The 21,287-nt window shown below is 63.8% G+C and carries 20 protein-coding genes; 12 read left to right on the forward strand and 8 right to left on the reverse strand.

All coding sequences use genetic code 11. The features are described from left to right. Positions 1–2: 2 nt before the first annotated feature. Both OQE56_RS06970 and OQE56_RS06975 read right to left on the reverse strand, forming a co-directional pair. Positions 3–1,136 carry an ABC transporter permease gene (locus tag OQE56_RS06970; RefSeq protein WP_267222844.1) on the reverse strand — a complete coding sequence of 378 codons (1,134 nt, stop codon included), beginning with the start codon at positions 1,134–1,136 and terminating at the stop codon, positions 3–5. Then, the gene (locus tag OQE56_RS06975) at positions 1,136–2,554 is read right to left on the reverse strand and encodes a TolC family protein (RefSeq protein ID WP_267222846.1); all 1,419 of its coding nucleotides are present in this window, start codon (positions 2,552–2,554) and stop codon (positions 1,136–1,138) included. Before OQE56_RS06975 ends, OQE56_RS06970 begins: the two co-directional genes overlap by 1 nt. 263 nt (positions 2,555–2,817) lie before the next feature. Between OQE56_RS06975 and OQE56_RS06980 the strand changes: the two genes are divergently transcribed. Continuing rightward, on the forward strand, positions 2,818–3,519 hold the full coding sequence (locus OQE56_RS06980; RefSeq protein WP_267222848.1) for an MtnX-like HAD-IB family phosphatase: 702 nt from the start codon (positions 2,818–2,820) through the stop codon (positions 3,517–3,519). 51 nt (positions 3,520–3,570) lie between these two features. Next, positions 3,571–4,977 carry an aspartate aminotransferase family protein gene (locus OQE56_RS06985; RefSeq protein ID WP_267222851.1) on the forward strand — a complete coding sequence of 469 codons (1,407 nt, stop codon included), beginning with the start codon at positions 3,571–3,573 and terminating at the stop codon, positions 4,975–4,977. A gap of 301 nt (positions 4,978–5,278) precedes the next feature. Here OQE56_RS06985 and OQE56_RS06990 read toward each other — a convergent pair whose 3' ends face one another. Both OQE56_RS06990 and OQE56_RS06995 read right to left on the reverse strand, forming a co-directional pair. Further along, positions 5,279–6,697: a sensor histidine kinase gene (locus OQE56_RS06990; protein ID WP_267223401.1), complete on the reverse strand. Its 1,419-nt coding sequence runs from the start codon at positions 6,695–6,697 to the stop codon at positions 5,279–5,281. Between the two features lie 41 nt (positions 6,698–6,738). Beyond that, entirely contained in the window at positions 6,739–7,428 is a 690-nt protein-coding gene (locus OQE56_RS06995) for a response regulator (RefSeq protein ID WP_267222853.1), read from the reverse strand. A 225-nt stretch (positions 7,429–7,653) separates the two neighbouring features. On the opposite strand from OQE56_RS06995, the gene OQE56_RS07000 reads away from it, so the two are divergent. The 7 genes from OQE56_RS07000 to OQE56_RS07030 all read left to right on the forward strand — a co-directional run bounded on the left by OQE56_RS07000 (position 7,654) and on the right by OQE56_RS07030 (position 15,605). Then, positions 7,654–8,298: a PepSY-associated TM helix domain-containing protein gene (locus OQE56_RS07000; RefSeq protein ID WP_267222855.1), complete on the forward strand. Its 645-nt coding sequence runs from the start codon at positions 7,654–7,656 to the stop codon at positions 8,296–8,298. Between the two features lie 95 nt (positions 8,299–8,393). Further along, entirely contained in the window at positions 8,394–8,909 is a 516-nt protein-coding gene (locus OQE56_RS07005; protein WP_267222857.1) for a DUF2271 domain-containing protein, read from the forward strand. 20 nt (positions 8,910–8,929) lie between these two features. Then, a complete protein-coding gene (locus tag OQE56_RS07010; RefSeq protein ID WP_267223403.1) occupies positions 8,930–9,739 on the forward strand; it encodes a DUF4198 domain-containing protein in 810 nt (269 codons plus the stop codon). Positions 9,740–9,773: 34 nt separating this feature from the next. Next, complete coding sequence (locus OQE56_RS07015) at positions 9,774–10,745, forward strand: FAD:protein FMN transferase (RefSeq protein ID WP_267222859.1); 972 nt, start codon at positions 9,774–9,776, stop codon at positions 10,743–10,745. After that, positions 10,742–12,382 carry a sulfite reductase subunit alpha gene (locus OQE56_RS07020; RefSeq protein ID WP_267222861.1) on the forward strand — a complete coding sequence of 547 codons (1,641 nt, stop codon included), beginning with the start codon at positions 10,742–10,744 and terminating at the stop codon, positions 12,380–12,382. Before OQE56_RS07015 ends, OQE56_RS07020 begins: the two co-directional genes overlap by 4 nt. A gap of 110 nt (positions 12,383–12,492) precedes the next feature. Beyond that, the gene (locus tag OQE56_RS07025; protein ID WP_267222863.1) at positions 12,493–14,700 is read left to right on the forward strand and encodes a M1 family metallopeptidase; all 2,208 of its coding nucleotides are present in this window, start codon (positions 12,493–12,495) and stop codon (positions 14,698–14,700) included. Next, on the forward strand, positions 14,700–15,605 hold the full coding sequence (locus tag OQE56_RS07030) for a hypothetical protein (protein WP_267222865.1): 906 nt from the start codon (positions 14,700–14,702) through the stop codon (positions 15,603–15,605). Before OQE56_RS07025 ends, OQE56_RS07030 begins: the two co-directional genes overlap by 1 nt. A gap of 21 nt (positions 15,606–15,626) precedes the next feature. On the opposite strand, the gene OQE56_RS07035 is transcribed toward OQE56_RS07030, so the two are convergent. From OQE56_RS07035 to OQE56_RS07050, 4 genes are all read right to left on the reverse strand, one after another. Continuing rightward, positions 15,627–16,196 carry a HutD family protein gene (locus OQE56_RS07035; protein ID WP_267222867.1) on the reverse strand — a complete coding sequence of 190 codons (570 nt, stop codon included), beginning with the start codon at positions 16,194–16,196 and terminating at the stop codon, positions 15,627–15,629. Continuing rightward, positions 16,193–16,732 (reverse strand): GNAT family N-acetyltransferase, encoded by a 540-nt coding sequence (locus OQE56_RS07040; protein ID WP_267222869.1) that lies wholly within the window; start codon positions 16,730–16,732, stop codon positions 16,193–16,195. The genes OQE56_RS07035 and OQE56_RS07040 overlap by 4 nt, the downstream gene beginning before the upstream one ends. 5 nt (positions 16,733–16,737) lie before the next feature. Continuing rightward, positions 16,738–17,217, reverse strand: coding sequence for an SET domain-containing protein (locus OQE56_RS07045; protein WP_267222871.1), 480 nt, complete (start codon positions 17,215–17,217; stop codon positions 16,738–16,740). Between the two features lie 114 nt (positions 17,218–17,331). After that, complete coding sequence (locus OQE56_RS07050) at positions 17,332–17,685, reverse strand: ComEA family DNA-binding protein (protein WP_323748564.1); 354 nt, start codon at positions 17,683–17,685, stop codon at positions 17,332–17,334. 201 nt (positions 17,686–17,886) lie between these two features. Between OQE56_RS07050 and OQE56_RS07055 the strand changes: the two genes are divergently transcribed. From OQE56_RS07055 to OQE56_RS07065, 3 genes are all read left to right on the forward strand, one after another. Next, complete coding sequence (locus OQE56_RS07055; protein WP_267222874.1) at positions 17,887–19,311, forward strand: M20 family metallopeptidase; 1,425 nt, start codon at positions 17,887–17,889, stop codon at positions 19,309–19,311. Between the two features lie 88 nt (positions 19,312–19,399). Further along, a complete protein-coding gene (locus tag OQE56_RS07060; protein ID WP_267222876.1) occupies positions 19,400–20,107 on the forward strand; it encodes a YggS family pyridoxal phosphate-dependent enzyme in 708 nt (235 codons plus the stop codon). Between the two features lie 250 nt (positions 20,108–20,357). After that, positions 20,358–21,074: a C40 family peptidase gene (locus OQE56_RS07065; protein WP_267222878.1), complete on the forward strand. Its 717-nt coding sequence runs from the start codon at positions 20,358–20,360 to the stop codon at positions 21,072–21,074. Positions 21,075–21,287 lie beyond the last annotated feature (213 nt).

Genomic DNA, 21,287 nt, shown 5'->3' on the forward strand with positions numbered 1-21,287 from the left:
GCTTACCTCAACAACGTGGCTGGATCGGCACGGCGCAGGCTGCGCATGGCCGCCAGTCCCGACACGATGGCCAAGCCCATGCACAACGACAGGCATGCCACCGTTACCCAGGGGCCCAGTGCCACCGGCACGCTGCGGCTGCGTGCGAACATCAGGGCAAAGGCGCCCAGTACGGCACTGCCCAGCAACCCGAGCGCGCCGACCCAGAAGGCCTGTTCCATCACCACCTTGCGTAATGCACCCACGCCCACGCCGAGTGCGTTGAGCGTGGCGTACTCGCGGATCGAGCCGATCACTGCGGCCACCAGGGTCTGGCTGGTGATCACCACGCCGACCAGAAACACAATGCCCGCGAGGAACAGCACGCCGGCGCCGGCGCCGGTATCGAATATCCAGTACAGCTGTGAACGACGAGCGAAATCCTTTGCAGTCCACACGTCATAGTTGCCGAACGCCGTGTTGCCGCGCAGGCGTGCGGCAACATCCTCGGCATCGGCCGGGTTGCGCAGCTTGGCCACGAAGTAGGTCATGCGATTGGTGTTGGACGGATCCGTATCCAGCGTTGCCGCCGTGGCCAGCGACGCCACCACGTTGACACCACCCAGGGCGCGAAGACCGTTGCTGACGCCAACCACGCGCACACGATGACCGTTGATCACCGCACTGTCGCCCACGCCGACGCCCAGATTGTCCAGATCGGCGCGATCGACGATGACCGCATCGGGTTCGTTGAGGCGTGCCCGCAGTGCCGGTGGCAGTGCGCGCGCGAACAACATGCCGTCGGGGCGCGTGTTGATGCCGGAGACAAACACCGACACGCCGCCGGTATCGCTGGGGCCGCGCCAGTCGGCATCCACCCAATGGAACGGTTCGACGGCGGTCACTGCCGGGTCCATGCGCAGCCGCATTTCCACGCCCGCGTCGATGGAGCGTCCCAGGTTGACGCTCTGCGTGCCGGGGTAGCCGGCCCACAGGTCACCCGACGAACCGGTGATGTAGACGGCAGCGCTGCCGAAGATGCCAAGCACCAGCGCGACCTGCAGCAACTGCAGCAGACCGGCGAAACCGACCGCCACGATGGCAGGCAGAAAGCGGCGCCATTCGTAGATAAGCGTTTTGCGTGCGAGCGCGACCATCAGTCGGCGCTCCCGGGCGACGGCGGATTGGGCATGGCAGCGCCGCCTAGCGCCTTGTACAGCGAGACATAGGCCAGATCGCGGGCGGCGATCGCACCGACCAGCTCAAGCTGGGCGCGATGGTTTTCGATCAGTCCGTCCTGCACATCGAGATTGCTGCTCAGGCGCAGCTCGGCACGCTTGCTCAACGCGGCCATGCTGACGTCGAGCGACTCGGTGGCCTTCTGCGTGGCCTCTTCGCGGCCGCGCAATTGCTCCAGATCGCCCATCGCCGTTTCTGCCTCGGCTACGCCCTGCAACACGGCCTGCCGGTAGGCCAGCACGGCGGCGCGTAGTTCATGATCCTTGGCATGCGCGTTGGCAACGCGCTGGCCCCAGTCGAACAGGGGAATATCGATGATGGGGCCGTACGAGAAAATCGCCTCGCCCGTGTGCACCCTGAGCTTGTTGGAGTTGATGTTGGCCGACCACTGCAGCGATGCGCCAAGGCCGATGTGCGGATAGATGTCAGCGCGGCTCATGCCCAGTTCGCCAGCGGCTTTAAGGACATCGGCCTCGGCGGTGGCAATCTCGGGGCGTGTCCGCAGCATGTCGGCTGGAGCGGTGGTCAGCTGCCACGCACCCAGCCGGGGCTGGGCGCCGGGCTGCAACCATTGCGGGTCCGGCTCGGGCTGGCCCACCAGCACGGCGAGCTGCTGCACGCTGCTGATGATGGCCTGCTGTGGCTCGGCCAGCGCGGCTTCGGCGCGGGCCAGCTCGGCCTGTGCGCGTGCCACCTCATTGGGCGGCACCAGCTTCAGTTGTTCGCGTACCTGCAGCAGGCGCACCTTTTCCTGCTGCGCATCGCGGATAGCGGTGAGCAGGCGGGCCTGTTGCTGGGCCGAGCGCAACTCGATCCAGCGGCGGCTGACCTCGGCCACCAGCGACACCTGGGCGCCCCGGATGGCGGCATTGGCGCCATCGAGCTGCCCCTTGGCCACTCGTTGGGAGCTCGCCCATGCGCCGAACAACGGCAGTTCCCACAGGGCGTCGAAGCCGGCCACGAAGTACGAGGCCGTCGTGTCCGGGTCGATCACATCATTGGTGCGCCCGTGCAGCGAAGGCAGATACGGGTCATGCGCATGGCGGTTCAGCAGGCGGGCTGCACGCATGCGCTCCGTGGCCTGGGCTACGTCCAGGTTGCCCTGCAGGGCGCGGTCGATCAGCGCATCGAGCTCGGGGTCGCCCAGCGCCTGCCACCAGCCGCGCAGGTCGGCCGCGGGCGGAGCAACGCCCGCCGGCGCATTGCGCCAGACGTCGGGCACCTGAGGCTTGAGCTCGGGGAGGGGTGCCGCGGAGCAGCCGGCCAGCACGGCAATGCCGCAGGCCAGCAATCCGCTGGCTAGCGGGTGGCGAGGCCGGGGACGTTCAGCTTCCATGTGCGACTGATCCGGTTTGAATTGACGCTGAAACACGAATTTCCTGGATGTTCAGGTGACAAGTTGAGGTTTGCTTGTGACCGGCGGCAGCGCCAATAAGTGCCCAAGCATACCGGAGCCGGCCTTAAACAGCCTTAAGAACTGTCCCAAATTGGGACACCGGGGGGATGAGACGGAGGCGCGCAGTATCTTTCGGAAAGAAAGGAGGCCGAAAGGGGTGGGTACCTATCGTGTAGCCATTCTGCAATCCGGAGCTTCACCCTGTGACTGGTTGGACCATCCTCTGCGACTTCGACGGCACCATTTCTGTTGAGGACGTCATCGACTCCTTGCTCGACCGTTTCGGCCGTCCCGGCTGGGAAACGCTGGAGCAGGACTGGCGCGCCGGCCGTATTGGCTCGCGTGAATGCATGACCGGTCAGGTCAGCCTGCTGGACATGAACCAGGCAGAGCTGGACAAGCACCTGTCCTCCCTGTGGATTGATCATCATTTCCCGGATTTCGTGAAGATGGCCCGCGCCACCGGCACGCCGATCCAGGTGGTGAGCGACGGTCTGGACTACGCCATCCGCAAGATTCTGGGCCGCTATGGCCTGGACGATCTGCCGCTGGCCGCCAACCACCTCGCCCCCGCCACGCCGCCGCAGAAGTGGCAGCTCACCTCGCCGTTCCAGGCCGAGGGCTGCCGTAGCGGCACGTGCAAGTGCGCCGTGGCCGCGCAGGCCAGCAAGGGTGGCACCAAGACACTGTTGATCGGCGATGGCGCATCCGATTTTTGCGCCGCCGATCGCGTTGATTTTGTTTTCGCCAAGCACCGCCTGATCGAGCACTGCCGCGCCGCCGGCATCCCGTATGTGCCGATCACTGGTTTCGAGGATGCGCTGGAGCTGCTGCCGCGCCTGCTCGATGGCAGTCTGCTTGCCGAGCAGGCGCCGGCCAGCCCCGTGCTTGCCATGGCTTCCTGATCAGATCCCCCTCCTGATCCCCCTTTTACAAACGTTTCTGGATTTCCCCTGATGAACGCTTACGAGAAGAACGCTGGCGTCGTGATCCCCGACGCGCAGCTGCTGGCTGATGAGGCCGAGTGGAGCTCCTTTGGCGACACCGTGCACTACGTCGATCCGCCGAAGATCTTCCGCCACGGCGAAGGCAGCTGGATGATCGACACCGCCGGCACGCGCTTCCTTGACCTGCAGATGTGGTACTCGGCCGTCAACTTCGGTTACGGCAACCAGCGCCTCAATGACACGCTGAAGCGTCAGATCGACGTGCTGCCGCAGGTCGCCAGCCAGTACCTGCACCAGACCCGCATCGAGCTGGCCAAGACCATTGCGGTCGACGCGCAGCAGAAGTTCGGCCTGAAGGGCCGCGTGCACTTCAACGTCGGCGGCGCACAGGCCGTGGAAGACTCGCTGAAGCTCGTGCGCAACTTCAAGAACGGCAAGAGCCTGATGTTCGCCTTCGAGGGCGGTTATCACGGCCGTACGCTGGGCGCCTCGTCGATCACCTCCAGCTACCGCTACCGTCGCCGCTTCGGCCACTTCGGTGAGCGTGCGATGTTCATCCCGTTCCCGTACCCGTTCCGCCGCCCGAAGGGCATGACGCCGGAAGAGTATTCGGACGCCTGCGTGCGCCAGTTCGCCCGCCTGTTCGAAACCGAATACAACGGCGTGTGGGATCCCAAGGTCAACCAGGCTGAATACGCTGCCTTCTACGTCGAGCCGATCCAGGGCACGGGTGGTTACGTCATTCCGCCGATGAACTTCTTCAAGGACCTGAAGAAGGTGCTGGATCAGTACGGCATCCTGATGGTCGTCGACGAAATCCAGATGGGTTTCTGGCGCACGGGCAAGCTGTGGTCGATCGAGCACTTCGGTGTGACGCCGGACATCATCGTCTTCGGCAAGGCGCTGACCAACGGCCTGAACCCGCTGTCGGGTCTGTGGGCACGCGAAGAGATGATCAACCCGACCATCTTCCCGCCGGGATCCACCCACTCCACCTTCAACTCCAACCCGCTGGGTACCTCGCTGGGTCTGGAAGTGATCAAGATGGGTTACGAGCTGGACTACGAGACCAATGTCGCCAAGAAGGGTGCGCACTTCCTCGAAGGTCTCAAGGACCTGCAGAAGCGCCACAAGGAAATCGGCGATGTCGACGGCCTCGGCCTCGCACTGCGCGCCGAAATCTGCACCGACGATGGCTTCACGCCGAACAAGGCGCTGCTCGACAAGATGGTCGACATCGGCCTCGCCGGCGACCTGGAGCACAACGGCAAGAAGATCGGCCTCGTGCTCGACGTGGGTGGCTGGTACAAGAACGTGATCACCTTCGCGCCGTCGCTCGACATCACGCACGAAGAAATCGATCTGGCCATCGCGCTGCTCGACCAGCTGCTGACCAAGGCCAAGAAGGCGATGTAATGACGACGCCGCGGGGCATGGGCCCCGCGGCGTTTGTTGGTGGTTTGTCTCAAGTAGTTCCCATGCAGGGGATGTGTGACAACGGCGGCTCTTTGGTGTCGCCGTTTTTTTATGTCCGCAGCTTGGTGAGCGTGCATGCCCGCAACGATTCGTCTGGAATTGTTGAGCGCGTGGGCCAAGAAGGCGGCACCCCGTTTTTGCCAGCCGCTTTTTTTGTGAGAGCACACCCTGTGCGCGACAAATCTATGTCGCCATGACGATGAGGCGCTGCAGTCGCGCACAAGTGCGCTCCTGCAAAGGATCAGCCTGGCGTTTTGGAGGTGCGTGCCGGCGGGAATACGATTTCCACGCGCAGGCCGCCGCTGGTGCCACTGAGAAAACGCACATAGGCGTGATGACGCTCGGCGATGCGTTGCACGATGGCCAGGCCAAGCCCGGTGCCTTCCTCAGTGACACCCGGTACGCGGAAGAAGCGCTCGCCCAGACGTTCCAGAAAAGCGGGCGGCACACCGGGCCCGTTGTCTTCCACACTGAGGCAAGCGCTATCGGCCAGCGTCGAGACCCCTACGGTGACGATGCTGTCGCGGCCGGCATAACGCAGGCTGTTGTCGATCAGGTTATCGAGCATCTCCTGCAGCGAGATGCGATCGCCATCGATCCATAACGGGCCGGAAGGGCCTTCATAGCCAAGATCCACGCCGGCAGCGATGGCGTCGTGCACGCGCACGCTCAACAGTTCAGGTATCAGTTGCGCGAGATCGAGCAGGCAGTGCGGTTCGCTCTCGTTCAAATCGGGCGACTGCGCGCGGGTGAGGGCGAGCAGCTGGCTGGATGCGCGGCTGGCGCGCTGGGTCAGACGCACGATGTGCTGCAGCGAATCACTGACGGTTTCCGGACTCGGGTCGGCCTGGGCGCGTTCCACGTGTACGCGCAATCCGGCGAGCGGGGTCTTGAGCTGGTGCGCCGCGTCGGCAATGAATCGTTCCTGCAATGCCAGCATGCCGCGCTGGCGCGCGAACAGGCCATCGATGGTGCGTGTGAGCGGCAGGATTTCCACCGGCACGTCGGCGTCGCCGATCGGTGCCAGGTCGTGCTCGCGTGCGGCTAGCCGGGCGGTCAGCGGGTCGAGCTGGCGTAGGCCGACGCGCACGCCGTATAGCACCAGAAAGAACACACTGGCGATCAGCAAGGCCTGTGCGGGGATGCTGAGCAGCAGAATTTCGCGCGCACGCTGGTGACGGTCGTGAAACGTCTCCGCCATGGTAATCGTGAGCTGGTCGTCGGGGTCACGCAGGTTGGGAATGCGCACGGTCGCGGCGCGGAGTTCACGCACCCTCTGCTTGTTGGTGCGAAGCGTGGTGGAGTAGAGCACTGGCTCCGCGTCAATGCTGGCCCCCGGCGGCGCGGCATGCAGCTCGGGTGAGCCGGCCAGCAGGCCGTGCTTCTGGCTGGTGACGCTGAAATAGTTGTGGCCCTCGGGCGCGTACTCGAGCAGGAAACGCGCCTGTGGTGAAATCTGCCCGCCCAGATCTTCCTGGGTGAGCATTTGCGCCAGCGTCATGGCGTTGTCGCCAAGGTCGCGATCATGCACGTGGTTGGAATAGATCAGTGCGCCGCTGTAGGTGATCAGGCTCTCGATGGCCAGCAGCAGCATCAAAGGCACGAGCAGCGACGACAGCAGTCGACGGCGCAGGCTCGGGCGGCCATCGGGCTCGAGCATGCGGTACAGCCACGACTGCTCCTGCTTCGGTGCCGCCTTGTTCATGCTTTGGATTCCTTGCCTTCCTTCACTTCTTCCAGCAAATAGCCAAGGCCGCGAATGGTGCGTACCTGCGTGCCGGAATCGGCGAGCTTGCGGCGCAGGCGATAGATGGCAATGTCCAGGCCGTTGTCGGTGAGCTCTTCGTCCCAACTGCACAGCGCCTCGACGAGCTGCGCGCGACTGGTAACGCGATCGGGTCGCGCGGCAAGGGCTTCAAGCAGGCCGAATTCGCGAGCGGTGAGTTCAAGCGGCGTGTCGTCGATCCATGCACGATGGCCGGGCAGGTCCAGACGCAGGCGGCCGATGGTGAGCTCCGGCGCACCCTGTGAGGTATAGCGCCGCAGCAGGGCACGCACACGCGCTTCGAACTCGGCGAGCGCGAAGGGCTTCACCAGATAGTCGTCTGCGCCGAGATCGAGCACGCGTACGCGCTCGCGCAGGCCTTCGCGCGCGGTGATGACCAGCACGGGCAGGCCGGTGCCGCGCTTGCGCAGCCGTTGCAGCACATCGGCACCATCCAGGTTGGGCAGGCCGAGGTCGAGAATGAGCAGGTCGTACGGCGTGTCGCGCAGCGCAGCGTCGGCTTTGGCGCCGTCGGTCACGCAATCCACGGCGTGGCCGCCCTGGCGCAGCGATGCGCTGACACCAGCGGCGATGGAGGGGTCATCCTCGGCAATCAAAATGCGCATATCAAGTTCCAGTAGAGCGTGGCCGTCGTCAGGGAGGCGATGAGTCGAGCCTGGTTCAATTGCGACTAATTCTCATTTGTGGCAGGATCTTGGCTCGACGTCAGTTCGGAGCCGCCCAAGCCGGCAGCTTAGCGCCCTGATACGGCATTGAGACAGTTTGCGCGCCACTCGGTTGCATGGCCCGCGACGCAGCATCGTACGGACAGGATGGTCAAGAAAACGGGCATGGAACCGACGGCGCGAACGCACAACAGCACCAGGGGAGCGAGCCGGGCGTTCTGGCTGAAGCAACTCCATCAATGGCATTGGATCAGCTCAGCGTTGTGTCTGGTCGGCATGCTGTTGTTCGCAGTCACTGGCTTCACGCTCAATCACGCCGGTCAAATCGAAGCCAAAGCGCAAACGGCGCACCACAGTGCAGAGTTGCCTGCGCTGCTGCTAAAAATGGTTGCGGGCGAGGACGAGCGCAAGGGGGTGGCGATACCCGCCGCCGTGGCCGACTGGATCGCTGCCGAGATGCATGTGGACGTGGCCGGCCGCGCGGCGGAGTGGTCATCCGATGACGTCTATATCTCGATGCCGATGCCGGGCGGCGATGCCTGGCTCAGCATCGAGCGCGAAACCGGCAAGGTGGAAACGGAGCGAAGCACGCGCGGCGTGATCGCCTATCTCAACGATCTGCACAAGGGACGCCACGCGGGGCCGGCCTGGGGCTGGTTCATTGATGTGTTTGCGCTGGCCTGCGTGATCTTTTCCATCACCGGCTTATTGCTTTTGAAAATGCATGCCGCACAGCGCGGTGCCACCTGGCCTTTGGTGGCCTTCGGTCTGGTACTGCCGCTGGTGCTGGCGTTGATCTTTATCCATTAAGCGAAGCGTGAGTGAAGAAGAGTGAGAAACGAGAGAAAGCGCGAACTCTCACTTCTCACTCTTCTTCACTCACTTCTCGCTCTAACGAGGTAACCATGCGGCGTCTGACCCTTACGCTTCCCGCCGTGCTGTTGGCGGCTCCCGTTGCGGCGGCTGATCTCCATGTCACCGTGCAGATTCCACAACTCAACGTGGCCGAGTATCACCGGCCTTACACGGCGGTGTGGGTCGAGCGCGAAGACCACAGCGTCGCCGCGCAGCTGGCCGTGTGGTACGCGCAGAAGGAATCCAAAGAAGGCGCCGGTACCAAGTGGCTGCCGGAGTTGCGCCAGTGGTGGCGCCGCGGCGGCCGCGACTTGCAGATGCCGGTGGATGGCGTGTCGGGCGCGACGCGTCCGGCGGGCGAGCAGTCGTTGAGCTATCACGAAGGCAAGGCGCCGCTGGGACAGTTGCCTGCGGGCAAGTACGAGCTGGTGGTGGAGGCCGCGCGCGAAGTCGGTGGCCGCGAAGTGGTGCGCGTGCCGTTCAACTGGCCGGCGTCAGCACCACAGCAGCTGACCGCCCAAGGCAGCAGTGAACTCGGCACCGTCAAAGTCGATCTCGCCCCGTGACCAGAGAGAACAACCCCATGATGAAGCAGACCTTGAAGTGGAGCGTGTGGGCCTTGGCGATGGCGCTGCCCCTGGCTGCGCAAGCGCACAAGATGTGGCTGGTGCCGTCGGCAACCAATGTTTCCGGTGCTGACCCGTGGGTGACGGTGGATGCGGCGGTCTCCAACGATCTGTTCTATCCCGATCACATGCCGGTGGCGCTGGATCGAGTCGCCATCACCGCGCCGGACGGACAGACGGTCAAGGCGGAGAACGCGCTCACCGGGCAATACCGCAGCGTGTTCGACGTGCATCTCACGCAGCAAGGTACCTACAAAGTTGCTGCAGTGAACGGTGGTCTGTTCGCCAGCTACGAGCAGGATGGCCAGAAAAAGCGCTGGCGCGGCGAGCCGGCAGATCTTGCCAAGAACATTCCCGCGGGTGCGAAGAACGTGGATGTATCCGAGTCGATCAGCCGCGTCGAAACCTTTGTCACCAACGGCAAGCCTAACGACGCGGCACTCAAGCCCAGCGGCAAGGGACTTGAGCTGGTGCCCGTCACGTCGTTCACCGATCTGGTCACGGGTGAGGCCGGCACGTTCCAGCTACTGCTCGATGGCAAGCCGGTCAGCGGCATCAAGGTAACGGCCATCGCCGGCGAAACGCGTTATCGCAACGCGCAGGACGAAGTTGACGTCACCACTGACAAGGACGGCAAGTTCACTTTCAACTGGCCGCATGCCGGCATGTACTGGATCAACGCCAGCACACAGGACAGCAAGTCCAGCATCAAGCAGGCGAAGGTGCGCCGGCTGTCGTATTCAGCCACGTTGGAAGTGCTGCCGCAGTAATGCGATGGCCGCACCGTTCTAAGGAGCCGCACCGTTGAAGGACCTCATCGTGCAGTCCGCGCAAGGCCACACCATGGGCACGACCTGGTCGGTGCGCGCGGTGCTGCCGGTTGAACTGACGCTGCGCTCCTGGCAGGGCGGTATCCAGGGGGCTGTCGATCTGGTCGATGATCAGATGAGTACCTACAAGTCTGCATCGGCGTTGTCGCGCTTCAATCGTTCGCCGGCCGGCACATGGCATGTACTTCCTCCGGAATGCTTCGAGGTGGTGAAGTATGCGCTGCACGTGGCATGCGACAGTGATGGTGCGTACGACCCCACGCTAGGGCCGCTGGTGAACCTGTGGGGTTTCGGCCCTGACGCGGCTTGCAGTGAGCCTCCCTCCGATGCCGTGATCGACGCTGCGCGCGAGCGTATCGGCTGGTGGAAGCTCAAGTTGGATGAGCTCACACACAGCGCGTTCCAGCCCGGCGGCGTCTATCTCGACCTTTCTTCGGTTGCCAAAGGGTATGCCGTCGATCTCGTTGGCCGCTATCTGGATAGCCTTGGTGTAGAAGCGTGGCTGGTGGAAGTAGGTGGCGAGCTCAAGGGCAAGGGCATGAAGCCCGACGGCACACCATGGCGCATCGGCATTGAACGCCCTGGCGCAGCGGTTGGCGCAGTGGCGTACATGGATCAGCTCAGTCAGGTGCTGACGCTCAGCGGTCGCGCCATCGCCACGTCGGGCGACTATCGCCGCCAGTTCGAAAATGACGGAACACGTTACTCACATCACATCGATCCCCGCACGGGGCGGCCGGTGCCGCACGCGGTGGCTTCAGTGAGCATCCTCGCCAGTGAAGCGATACAGGCGGACCCGATGGGCACGCTGATGACGGTGCTGGGTCCGGAGCAAGGTATGGCTTACGCACGCGAACGTGGGCTCGCCGTGATGTTCATCCTGCGTGGCGCAAGCGGCCTGGAAGAGCGTCTGTCACCTGCCTTCGAAGCGGCATTGATGTCGTGAACGCATCGGCATCGACGGAGCGCAAACAACCTGCGTGGGGCAACGTTGCACTGTGCGCGTTGCTCGCCGCGTTGGTTGGCGCGTTGCTGATATGGCACCTGCGTGAGGACGCGTGGCAGTTGCCGGATGCGTCGCGCTGGCTCGCCGCAACAGCGGTGTTGCTGGTGTGGGTCGGGTTCACGGCATGGCTGGGCTGGCGCCGTCGCGCGATAGAGCAAGCAGCTTCGTCCTTGTCGAATTCTGTCGCAGGTGGCGACGCTGTTCTCGTGCTGTTCGCCAGCCAGACCGGCACGGCAGAGCAGGTGGCTTGGCAGACCACGCAGAGCCTGCAACAGGCGGGGATGCCGGCGCAGTTGATCGGGCTGGGTGATGTTGGTGCAGACATGCTGGCGGCAGCGTCGCGCGTGTTGTTTGTGGTGAGCACCACGGGCGACGGCGATGCGCCAGACAGTGCGGCGCGTTTCATCACGCAATGCATGCGCACGCCGCTGGATCTCTCGCATCTGCGCTACGGATTGCTGGCGCTGGGCGATCGGGACTACGACGATTTCTGCGGTTTCGGCCGCCAGTTGCTGCAATGGCTGCAACATAGTCGAGCCACCACGCTGTTCGATCCAGTAGAAGTCGACAATGGCGATCCCGCCGCACTACGCCATTGGCAGCATCATCTGGCGTTGCTTTCCGGCGCCACCGAATTGCCTGATTGGCAGCGGCCGGATTACCAGCGCTGGCAGTTGATCGAACGGACGCTGTTGAATCCTGGCAGCCAGGGCGGCGCCTGCTTTCATATCGCCCTGCGTCCTTTGGACGGTGCGCTTGCCTGGCAAGCTGGCGATCTGGTGGAGATCGGCCCGCGGCACGCGGCTGCTGACGTGGAGCGCTGGCTGGCCCAACCACCCTTCGACGGCAGCACCTGGTTGACGCATGAAGGACGCCGGGCCAGCCTGCGTGAATGGCTGATGGAAAGTCACCTGCCTGCCTATGATGATGTGCGTGGATGTACCCCGGCACAGGTCGTCGCAGCTTTACAGGCGTTGCCGCATCGCGAGTATTCCATCGCATCGCTGCCATCCGATGGTGCGTTGCATCTGCTGGTGCGCTGCATGCAGCGTGATGACGGCACGCCTGGCATCGGTTCGGGCTGGCTGACGCAACATGCCGAGCTTGGTGGTGACATCGCGTTGCGTATCCGACCCAACCGGGCGTTCCATGCGCCAGCTGACGATCGTCCGCTGATCCTCATCGGCAACGGCACCGGACTCGCCGGTCTTCGCGCTCTGCTGAAGTCGCGCATCGAAGCGGGCTATGGGCGTAACTGGCTCATGTTCGGCGAGCGCCAACTTGCACACGACTTCTTTCACGGCGACGAGATCATGCGCTGGCGGGAAGAGGGCAAGCTGGCGCGGCTCGATCTCGTCTGGTCCCGCGAAGGCGGCGCCCGGCTGTACGTGCAGGACCGTTTGCGCGAAGCCGCCGTTGAGCTTCGCCACTGGGTGGCCGCAGGCGCCGCCATCTACGTCTGCGGCAGCCTCGCCGGCATGGCACCGGGCGTCGACTACGCATTGCGCGAGATGCTCGGCGATGAAGCGGTAGAGCGGCTCCGCGACGAAGGGCGTTATCGGCGAGACGTGTACTAAGTCCCTGCTGCGCAGACTCCAGCGCAGGGACATGTCACCCATGACCTTTGGCCTATAGGAGCTCTGCGTATCGATGCCCCACGCTGCGCGTTCCTTCGGGGGAGGGGTATATGGGGAAACAGTGGGGGAGCGGGCTCGCCCGTGGGGTGGCGCTGACCTGGTGCCTGGTGTTGCCGTGGATGGCCTGCGCTCAGGATGTGCCTGCGCCTGCCGCGACGGCGGCCGTCGTGCCGGCAGTGATTCCGTTGGCCAAAGCACACGCTTCCGCGCCGCGCGAGCCGAGTTCGCCTCAGGCCTGGGGCGGTGCGCGCACCGGCAACGAGCCGACGCTTTCGGATCGCGTGGCGAGCTATCGCATCGATGCCGAGCTGGACGCTGTCAGGCATAGCGTCAAGGGCAGCGAGCAGCTCACCTGGCGCAATCGCAGCGATCAGCCGGTGGGCCGCATCTACCTTCACCTGTATCTCAATGCGTTCCAGAACGAAGGCAGCACGTTCTTCACCGAGCGCAGCGTGCTTGGCCCGCCGCGCGGTGCCGTTGCTGCGCCGAAGAAAGGCGAGTGGGGCTGGATTGATCTGAAGAGCATTGCGCAGGGCAACGCTGCATTGAAGTGGGGCTTTGTGCATCCGGACGACGGTCCGGCGACGGATCAGACCGTGGCGTATGTCGATCTCGCCGAGCCCGTGCCGGCCGGTGGCACGCTCAAGCTGGATATCGACTTCACCAGTCAATTGCCGCGCGTATTTGCGCGCACTGGCTGGTGGGGCGACTTCAACCTGGTGGCTCAATGGTTCCCCAAGATCGGCGTGCTCGAACTGCCGGGTGAGCGCGGTGCGGCGCACGTACAGTGGAACGTGCACGAGTTCCACTACAACAGCGAGTTCTACGCGGACTTCGGCAGCTACGACGTGCGCCTGACGGTGCCTTCGGATTACACCGTGGGTGCCGTAGGCGCGCAGCAGGACGAGCCGGAAGAGGCAGGCGGCAAGACCACCTATCACTTCGTGCAGGACGATGTGCACGATTTCGCCTGGGTCGCCGCCAAGGACTACGAAACGCTGAATGGCAACTGGCAGGGGCCCGGTAGCCCTCGTGTGGCGGTGCGAGTTGTTTACCCGCCCGAATACGAAGCCAGTGCCCAGCCCGTGCTCAAGGCAACGCTGGACTCGCTGAGCTATTTCTCCAACACGCTGGGGCCGTATCCCTATCGCACGGTGACCGCGGTGATACCGCCGTTCAACGCGGACGATGCAGGCGGCATGGAGTACCCGACGTTCTTCACTGCGGAGGGCTACTCGAAAATCGACGAAGACACCATGGATCAATGGGAGATCGATTTCGTCACCATCCACGAATTCGGTCACGGCTACTTCTATGGGTTGCTGGCCTCGAACGAGTTCGAGGAGCCGATGCTCGATGAGGGCATCAACGAGTACTGGGATGAGCGCATGCTGCGCGAACGCAACCAGCGCGTGCTGGTACCCAGTACATGGGCCCGGCGAGCAGGCATCAAGCCGTCGGCGGAGGTGTTTGCGCTCGAGCGTTATTGGGCGGGGTTGTCGCGACCTTACGATGCGCTGGGCGCAAACAGCTGGGACCGCTATTCCGCTTCCAGTTACGGCACCGTGTATTCGCGCACGGCGACGGCGATGCACGATCTGGAAGAGCGCCTCGGCAAGAAGACGATGGAGCGCGCCTTTCGCGAGTACTACCGTCGTTGGCAGTTCCGCCATCCATCGGCGGCGGACCTGCGGGCAGTGCTGATCGATGTCTCGGGCAATGCACGCGCCGTCAACGACGTCTTCGATCAGTTCGTCTACGGTACGGCGCGCATTGACGATCGCGTCGATGCCATCGTCAATCAGGAAGTGCTGCCGCAGGCAGGCAGCTGGGTGAAGCAGGGGGAGCGCAAGGAGCTATCCAGCGACGATCGCGATGAGCAGGTGATCAAACAGCGTGGCGCCTGGCTGCAATCGCATCCTCACGGCGCGTCGGGTGCCGGGGCGTTTCTGTGGCGGGGCACGGTAAGCGTAGTGCGCGATGGTGCGCCCGTGCCGCAGCTGTTGCGTGTCACCTTTGCCGATGGAAGTCACGAAGATGTGCGTTGGGACGATGATCGCCGCTGGGCACGATTCGTGTTTACGCGCCCCACCAAGGTGGTGTCCGCTCAGCTCGACCCTGAGCAAAGCATTCTGCTCGATGCGAACAAGCTCAACGATAGCCGCACCGTGAAGCCGGACCCTTCCGCCTCGCGGCGCTGGACAGCCGATGCGGCGGCCGTGCTGCAAGCCTTCTATGCCTTTCTGGTGACGCTGTAATGGCCTACAAAAGTTCCCGACGTGTGGATATGGGCGCGGTGGCGATGGCGCCCTTCATGGCATTGCAGTGGCGCTTGCTGCTGCTCTGGATGCTGGCTTTGCTTCTGCCGGTCGTCATTGCCACGTTGCCTTTGCTGCAGGTGCTGGGTGGCATGCTCGATCACTCCGTGCACGCGCACGCCTGGGCATTGCAGTTTGATGGTTTGATGTTCAGCGATGTGGCGCCTGCATTGCTGCATCGGCAGGGCGTGCTGCATGCCGCGGCCATGGCGAGCCTGCTGCTGACGTTACTGTTGCTCCCCTGGCTCAACGGCATGGTGGTGGCCAGCGGTCGAGCCGGGCGCACGCTGGGGTTCGGCGCGCTGTTGCAAGGCGGCCTGACGGAATACGGCCGCATGTTCCGTGTGCTGCTGTGGTCACTGCTGCCATATGCCGCCGCGGGCTATCTGGTGCAGATGGGGTTGGATCACGCCGATGATCGCAGTGATGCGGCGGTGCTGGAGTCGCAGGCGATGGCTGCGCAGCATGTGGCGTGGTGGGTATCAGGCGCGGTCGTGGTGATCGCGCAGGCGTGGGTGGAATCGGCGCGGGCTGCGTTTATTGCCGATGCCGGCTTGCGCTCTGCCACCGTGGCGATGCTACGTGGTCTGGCGCAACTGGTGCGCCGGCCGCTTTCAACTTTTTTTGCCTATGTGCTGGTGACGGCGGTGGGCTTTGCGGTGGTCATGGCGCTGGGGTTGGTCCGCGTTCGCATGCTGGCCGTGGGTACGCAGGGGTTGCTGTTCGGCTTTCTGCTGAGCCAGTTGATCGTGGTGGCGTTGGGATGGATGCGTGCCGCGCGATTGTTCGCGTTGGCAGATGTAGCCCGTTCACTGGGTGGATCGCGGCGATCCAGTCTGTCGTAATGGATGGCGGCTTTGCCGCGGTCAGGGGGCGGGCAGGCGGGCCAGTACGATGTCGCCGCCGCCTTCAATGCGTACCGGATGACCCGGAATAGGGTCGATCCACATCATGTCGTTGGGAGTCATTTCCTGCGACACGTGATCGGCTATGACTTTTGCGTGGCCGCTCATCAGCATCAGCAGCCAGTGCCAGCCGTTGGGTGCCAGCAGCACCATGGCGCCGTTCAACGGGCGCGCAATCAGTTCGCCTTGCGTGTCGCCACGAAGTTTGAGATTGAGCGTTCGGGTGGGACTTTCCGGTACGCAGGTGTCCGGATCGTTGTCGTGATCAAAGCGGGCCACTTGCAGCCGGGACAAATGTTGCAGACGGCCGCCGGGAAAGATGATGTCGGCGGCGGCGTCCAGCGCCACGAACTGCCGGCGAAGGTCAGTATGTGCCGGAAAATCCACTTCCTGGCCCATCAGAATAAGCGTGAGTTGCCAGGGCCACGCTTCGCCACCCGGACCACGGGCAATTTCGGTGATGACCGCGCTGCCGTCGGAGCACGGCTCTCCGGAAAGTGTTTCAACCGGCAGGCGGCGTAGCTGGCTCATGCCCGCGCGCGGCGCCGTTCGGGGCACGGGGGGTAGTACGCAAAGACGTGGTTATGGGCGCCGAAGAAATCCATGTCTTCGATATGCTCGCCGCCCAGCCGTTCGGCCACGCGGTCGGAGGCGTCATTGCCGATCTTTACCAGGCTGATCACGCGCTGGGCATTCAGCCGGTGCCAGGCGAACTCCAGAATGGCGCTGCCCGCTTCCGTGGCGTAGCCGTGGTGGCGGAATTCCGGTTTGAGCATCCAGCCAAGCTCGAGATCGGGCCAACCTTCCGGCCGCATCAGGCCGGCGCGCCCGATGAATTCGCCGGTGTCTTTCAGTTCCAGCGCCCACATGCCGTAACCGCGCAGCTGCCAGTGGCCGATCAACATGGCCAGCGAACGCCACGCATTGGTGCGATCCAGCGGTTGCCCATCGCCAACCCAGCGAGTGCTGGCGGGGTCGCCCAGCATGGCGGCGTAATCGTTGAAGTGCCGCTCTGCGAGAGCAGTGAGGCGCAGCCGCGCCGTTTCAATGACGGGTATGTCGATCATGGGCTTCAACAAGCAAGCCGGGTGCCATCGAGCAGGGCCGCTAGTGCGCGGGTGCTGATGCCAAGACTCTCGGCCCAGGGCAGGCCGACAATTGTGCGGCCGGTGGCGGTGTCGACGAAGGCCTCCTCTTCGCCGGGAGGCAACAGGTGGCGGTAGTCCACCGTGATTTCGGTGCCTGCAGGCAGGTCACGCGTGGCGAACACAAAACCCAGATGCCATAAGCCGGTCGGCTCGAAGCTGTGGTTGATGTAGCACTCGTCGGGCCAGTCCGGCGACACGGTGTAGCGATCTTCAAACCAGCGGGCGCTGGCATACAGCTGCGCAGACAGCTCTGGCGAGCCAGTGAGCTCGTCATAGCGGTAGGTGCGGTCAATGGCGTCCGGCGCGGTGACGATATGTCCGGCCGCGACGTCTTGTTCCAGGAACAGCCCCTGACCTGCGCCGGCAATAGTCGACGCAGCAATGCGATAACGCGGAACGATCATGACGGCCCTTGCAGGCTCTGAGGTAGCACGGCGGGCGAGTGTAGGCCTAACCGGCCAGGGTTGCCAGACCCGGCCGGTTAGTTGTTACTGAACGCAAGTAACTGATGGGTTTGGTTATTCGCCAGACGTCTTGGCGGGCTTGCTGGCCTTGGTGCTGGCCTTGGCCGGCGGCGGCGTTGGGGTCGCTGCGGGGGCGTTGCCTGACGCGTCCGTCAGCAGGATGGCACTGCGGTTGCGCTCCAGCGTGGCAGGGCCGATGCCCTTGACCTGGCCGAGGTCGTCGACGCTCTTGAACGGCCCGTGGGCTTCGCGGTAGGCGACGATGGCGGCGGCTTTTGACGCCCCGACACCATCAAGCGAGTGAGCGAGCGTGGCGGCATCGGCCGTGTTCACATTGACCGGTGTGGATGCGAACGCTGGCCAGGCCAATGCGAAGGCCAGCAAGGCAGCAGCAATGTGTTTGATCATGGTGACTTCCTCCCTTGAATGAACGCGGCCTCCATTGGCCGCCCGGTGACTGTGCCGAGCCAGATCACTGTTGGCTGTCGGCAGGACGGAAGCCGTCGCGACGTTTTGCGCGTGCCTTCGTGTGGGCCGGTGGGTGCTCACGGGAGCTCTCGCACAGGCTGATACAATCGCGCCCTTTCCCCACGCTGCAGGAGCCGCCTCATGGATACCGCCCGCCTCAACCGTTTCATCAGCGGACTCTGGGATGAAGAAATCGTGCCGCAGCTGGTGGAGTACATCCGCATTCCCAACAAGTCGCCGATGTTCGATCCGAAATGGGTGGAGCACGGCTACATGGATGCGGCGGTCAAGCTGATGGAGACCTGGGCACGCAGCAAGCTGTCGTCGCTGCCGGGTGCCAAGCTCGAAGTGGTGCGCCTGGAAGGCCGCACGCCGCTCATCTACATCGAAGTACCGGGTTCGGGCGACGACACCGTGGTGCTCTACGGCCACCTCGACAAGCAGCCGGAAATGACCGGCTGGGCCGAAGGCCTCGGTCCGTGGACGCCGGTGATCAAGGGCGACAAGCTCTACGGCCGCGGCGGTGCGGATGATGGCTACGCCATCTTCGGTTCGCTCGCAGCGCTGCTGGCACTGCATGAGCAGGGCGTGCCGCACGCACGTTGCGTCGTGCTGATCGAAGCCTGCGAAGAATCCGGCAGCTACGATCTGCCGTTCTACGTGGATCACCTGGCTGACCGCATCGGCAATCCGTCGCTGGTGGTGTGCCTCGACTCCGGTTGTGGCAACTACGACCAGCTGTGGCTCACCACCTCGCTGCGCGGTATGACCGGTGGCGAGCTCACCGTGCAGGTGCTGGAAGAGGGCGTGCACTCGGGCGACGCCTCCGGCGTGGTGCCGTCGAGCTTCCGCATCCTGCGCGAGTTGCTGAGCCGCCTGGAAGACCAGGAAACCGGCACCATCAAGCCGAAGGAGCTGTACGTCGACATTCCGCAGCAGCGCATCGAGCAGGCGAAGAAATCCGCCGACGTGCTGGGCACGGCGGTGTACGACAAGTTCCCGTTCGTGGAAGGCATGCATCCGGTCACCGAAGACCTCACCGAGCTGGTGCTCAACCGCACCTGGCGCCCGCAGTTGGCCGTGACCGGCGTGGACGGCATGCCGCCGCTGGAAAGCGCGGGCAATGTGCTGCGCCCGAAGACCTCGGTGAAGCTCAGCCTGCGTGTGCCGCCGACGCTCAATGGCGCGAAGGCCGGCCAGTTCCTCAAGCAGTTGCTGGAGAAGGATCCGCCGTACGGTGCCAAGGTCACCTTCAAGCTGGAGAAGGACGGTAGTGGCTGGAATGCGCCGCAGCTGTCGGCGTGGCTGGAAGAGGCCGTGGCCAAGGCATCGCAAACCTACTTCGGCGCACCGGCGGCCTATATGGGCGAGGGCGGCAGCATTCCGTTCATGGGCATGCTGGGCGAGAAGTTCCCCAAGGCACAGTTCCTGATCACTGGCGTGTTGGGCCCGCACTCCAATGCGCACGGCCCGAACGAGTTCCTGCACATCCCCACCGGCAAGAAGGTGTCGATGGTGGTGGCCGACGTGGTGGCCCGCCACTACGAGCAAGGCGCCAAGGCCTGAACGTGACCGTCGCCCCGGCCTGGTGCCGGGGCGATGCTTTTATGACCGCGCGAGATGATCGTGCGGTGCTTTGCAGAGTTTGCGAGCGATGACCGACTCCGACTATTCCTACCTCGCCGGAAACTGGGCTTCGGTGCGCGAACGGGTCGATGCGGCCTGCCATGCGGCCGGGCGCGACCCCGCCGACGTGTCGATTCTCCCGGTCAGCAAAACCTTCGGGCCCGACGTGGTACGCGCGGCCATGGCTCTGGGGCTGACGCGTTTCGGCGAGAACAAGGTGCAAGAGATCCGCAGCAAGGCCGAAGCGTTGGCAGGCAGCGGCATCGACTGGGTCGTCATTGGCCACCTGCAGACCAACAAGGCCAAGGATGTGGCCAGGCTGGCGAGTGAGGTGCAATCGCTCGATCGGCTGGAGCTGGCGGAGGCGCTGGATCGCCGGCTGCAGCACGAAGGACGCGCGATCGACGTGCTGATCGAAGTAAAGACCTCGCCCGAAGAGAGCAAGCACGGTCTCGCTCCTGCGCAGCTACCGGCCTTCCTGGAGGCCTTGCGTGCTTACCAAAGCCTTCGGGTGCGGGGCCTGATGACCCTGGCCGTCCAGTCGGAAGACCCCGAAGCGGTACGCGGCTGCTTCCTGCAATTGCGCCTGCTGCGCGATGCGGCGCGCGAGCAAGGGCATGATCTGACAAGCCTTTCCATGGGCATGAGCGGGGATTTTCCGCTGGCGATCGCCGAGGGGGCGACCGAGGTGCGCGTGGGTACCGCCATCTTCGGAAAAAGGGTGACGCACGTCTGAAATGTACGGTACCGAATGGATTAATTAGTTCACTAATTGATCAAAAAATGAACATTTCATACATATTTCTATTTGTAAATCAGTAGGTTAGTCGTAATGCATGGGCCGTGCCAAATTTTGAAACGACAGGGTTCAGTTAACCCTGATCGAACAAACGGCCTATGTCCCTTTGCTAAGTTCACACCTTCATCACGGTCCGCCGGTCGTAACGACGGCGTAACTCCACGAACTGCAAAGGGATTTGTCCCACATGCCAACGAAGCGATTGATCGCCGCAGCTGCGCTTGCTGGTGCACTCTTCATCTCCCTGCCGCTTTTCGCCGAGCCCCTGACCGTCACTACTCCGGCTGCTACGCCGACCTCGACGTCCAACGTTGCTCCGAACCTGATGGGTTCGCTGTCGGTGTTCGCACCGGCCGCCATGCTGGCTCAGTCGGCCATGCCGGCCCGCGCCGCCCAGGCTTCCAAGCCGTCGGGCTGGGCTGGCGAAGACGACGATATGGATGCCGATGACATGCCGGGCAACGGCGTCGCCAATGTCGCGGCGCTGGCCAATGACACCTCGGATCTGCGCAAGACGCTGATCGGTCTCGCCATGCAGTTGCGCGATATCCGCTACGTGCGCGGCGGCCGCGATCCGTCCACCGGTTTCGATTGCAGCGGCTTTGTCCGCTACGTGTTCGCTCATGCCGTGGGCCTCGAGCTGCCGACCAACTCCGCGTCCCAGTTCGTGGCCGGCCTGAAGGTCAACCGTGAGGAAATGAAGCCGGGCGATCTGGTGTTCTTCCGCACGGCCGGCAAGCGTGGCCAGGGTCGTATCTCGCACGTGGGCATCTACATTGCCAACGGCCAGTTCATTCATTCGCCGTCGCACGGCAAGACTGTCCGTGTCGACAGCCTGCAGGAATCCTACTGGGCGCAGCGTTTCGCCGGCGCCAAGCGCCCGGGTGCGCTGGCTCGCAGCTGATTGCAGTCACTCCGCCAGTCAAAGGCCGCCCCTGTGGGCGGCCTTTTTTTATGCGCCATGGAGAACGGTTTAAGGATGCTCTGATTAATTCCACGTGCCCGTCACCGCAAGGTATGCGCGCAACGCACAGCGCCGTCGGCGAAGGCAGGCTGGCTGCCTGTCGAGACGGCGGGGCGAAGCGTTGCGCGCATACCGTGCGGCCCCCAACGCATT

Origin of the sequence: Dyella silvae (genome assembly GCF_026421305.1) — a bacterium.
Classification (GTDB): Bacteria; Pseudomonadota; Gammaproteobacteria; order Xanthomonadales; family Rhodanobacteraceae; genus Dyella; species Dyella silvae.

What these genes read in the sequence shown, in the direction of transcription:
- OQE56_RS07040 (WP_267222869.1), bottom strand. Translation starts at nt 16,732, where the DNA reads ATGATCGACATACCCGTCATTGAAACGGCGCGGCTGCGCCTCACTGCT.
- OQE56_RS06995 (WP_267222853.1), bottom strand. Translation starts at nt 7,428, where the DNA reads ATGCGCATTTTGATTGCCGAGGATGACCCCTCCATCGCCGCTGGTGTC.
- OQE56_RS07025 (WP_267222863.1), top strand. Translation starts at nt 12,493, where the DNA reads ATGGGGAAACAGTGGGGGAGCGGGCTCGCCCGTGGGGTGGCGCTGACC.
- OQE56_RS06990 (WP_267223401.1), bottom strand. Translation starts at nt 6,697, where the DNA reads ATGCTCGAGCCCGATGGCCGCCCGAGCCTGCGCCGTCGACTGCTGTCG.
- OQE56_RS07065 (WP_267222878.1), top strand. Translation starts at nt 20,358, where the DNA reads ATGCCAACGAAGCGATTGATCGCCGCAGCTGCGCTTGCTGGTGCACTC.
- OQE56_RS07005 (WP_267222857.1), top strand. Translation starts at nt 8,394, where the DNA reads ATGCGGCGTCTGACCCTTACGCTTCCCGCCGTGCTGTTGGCGGCTCCC.
- OQE56_RS07030 (WP_267222865.1), top strand. Translation starts at nt 14,700, where the DNA reads ATGGCCTACAAAAGTTCCCGACGTGTGGATATGGGCGCGGTGGCGATG.
- OQE56_RS06970 (WP_267222844.1), bottom strand. Translation starts at nt 1,136, where the DNA reads ATGGTCGCGCTCGCACGCAAAACGCTTATCTACGAATGGCGCCGCTTT.
- OQE56_RS07010 (WP_267223403.1), top strand. Translation starts at nt 8,930, where the DNA reads ATGAAGCAGACCTTGAAGTGGAGCGTGTGGGCCTTGGCGATGGCGCTG.
- OQE56_RS07045 (WP_267222871.1), bottom strand. Translation starts at nt 17,217, where the DNA reads ATGATCGTTCCGCGTTATCGCATTGCTGCGTCGACTATTGCCGGCGCA.
- OQE56_RS07055 (WP_267222874.1), top strand. Translation starts at nt 17,887, where the DNA reads ATGGATACCGCCCGCCTCAACCGTTTCATCAGCGGACTCTGGGATGAA.
- OQE56_RS06985 (WP_267222851.1), top strand. Translation starts at nt 3,571, where the DNA reads ATGAACGCTTACGAGAAGAACGCTGGCGTCGTGATCCCCGACGCGCAG.
- OQE56_RS07050 (WP_323748564.1), bottom strand. Translation starts at nt 17,685, where the DNA reads ATGATCAAACACATTGCTGCTGCCTTGCTGGCCTTCGCATTGGCCTGG.
- OQE56_RS07060 (WP_267222876.1), top strand. Translation starts at nt 19,400, where the DNA reads ATGACCGACTCCGACTATTCCTACCTCGCCGGAAACTGGGCTTCGGTG.
- OQE56_RS07035 (WP_267222867.1), bottom strand. Translation starts at nt 16,196, where the DNA reads ATGAGCCAGCTACGCCGCCTGCCGGTTGAAACACTTTCCGGAGAGCCG.
- OQE56_RS06975 (WP_267222846.1), bottom strand. Translation starts at nt 2,554, where the DNA reads ATGGAAGCTGAACGTCCCCGGCCTCGCCACCCGCTAGCCAGCGGATTG.
- OQE56_RS07000 (WP_267222855.1), top strand. Translation starts at nt 7,654, where the DNA reads ATGGAACCGACGGCGCGAACGCACAACAGCACCAGGGGAGCGAGCCGG.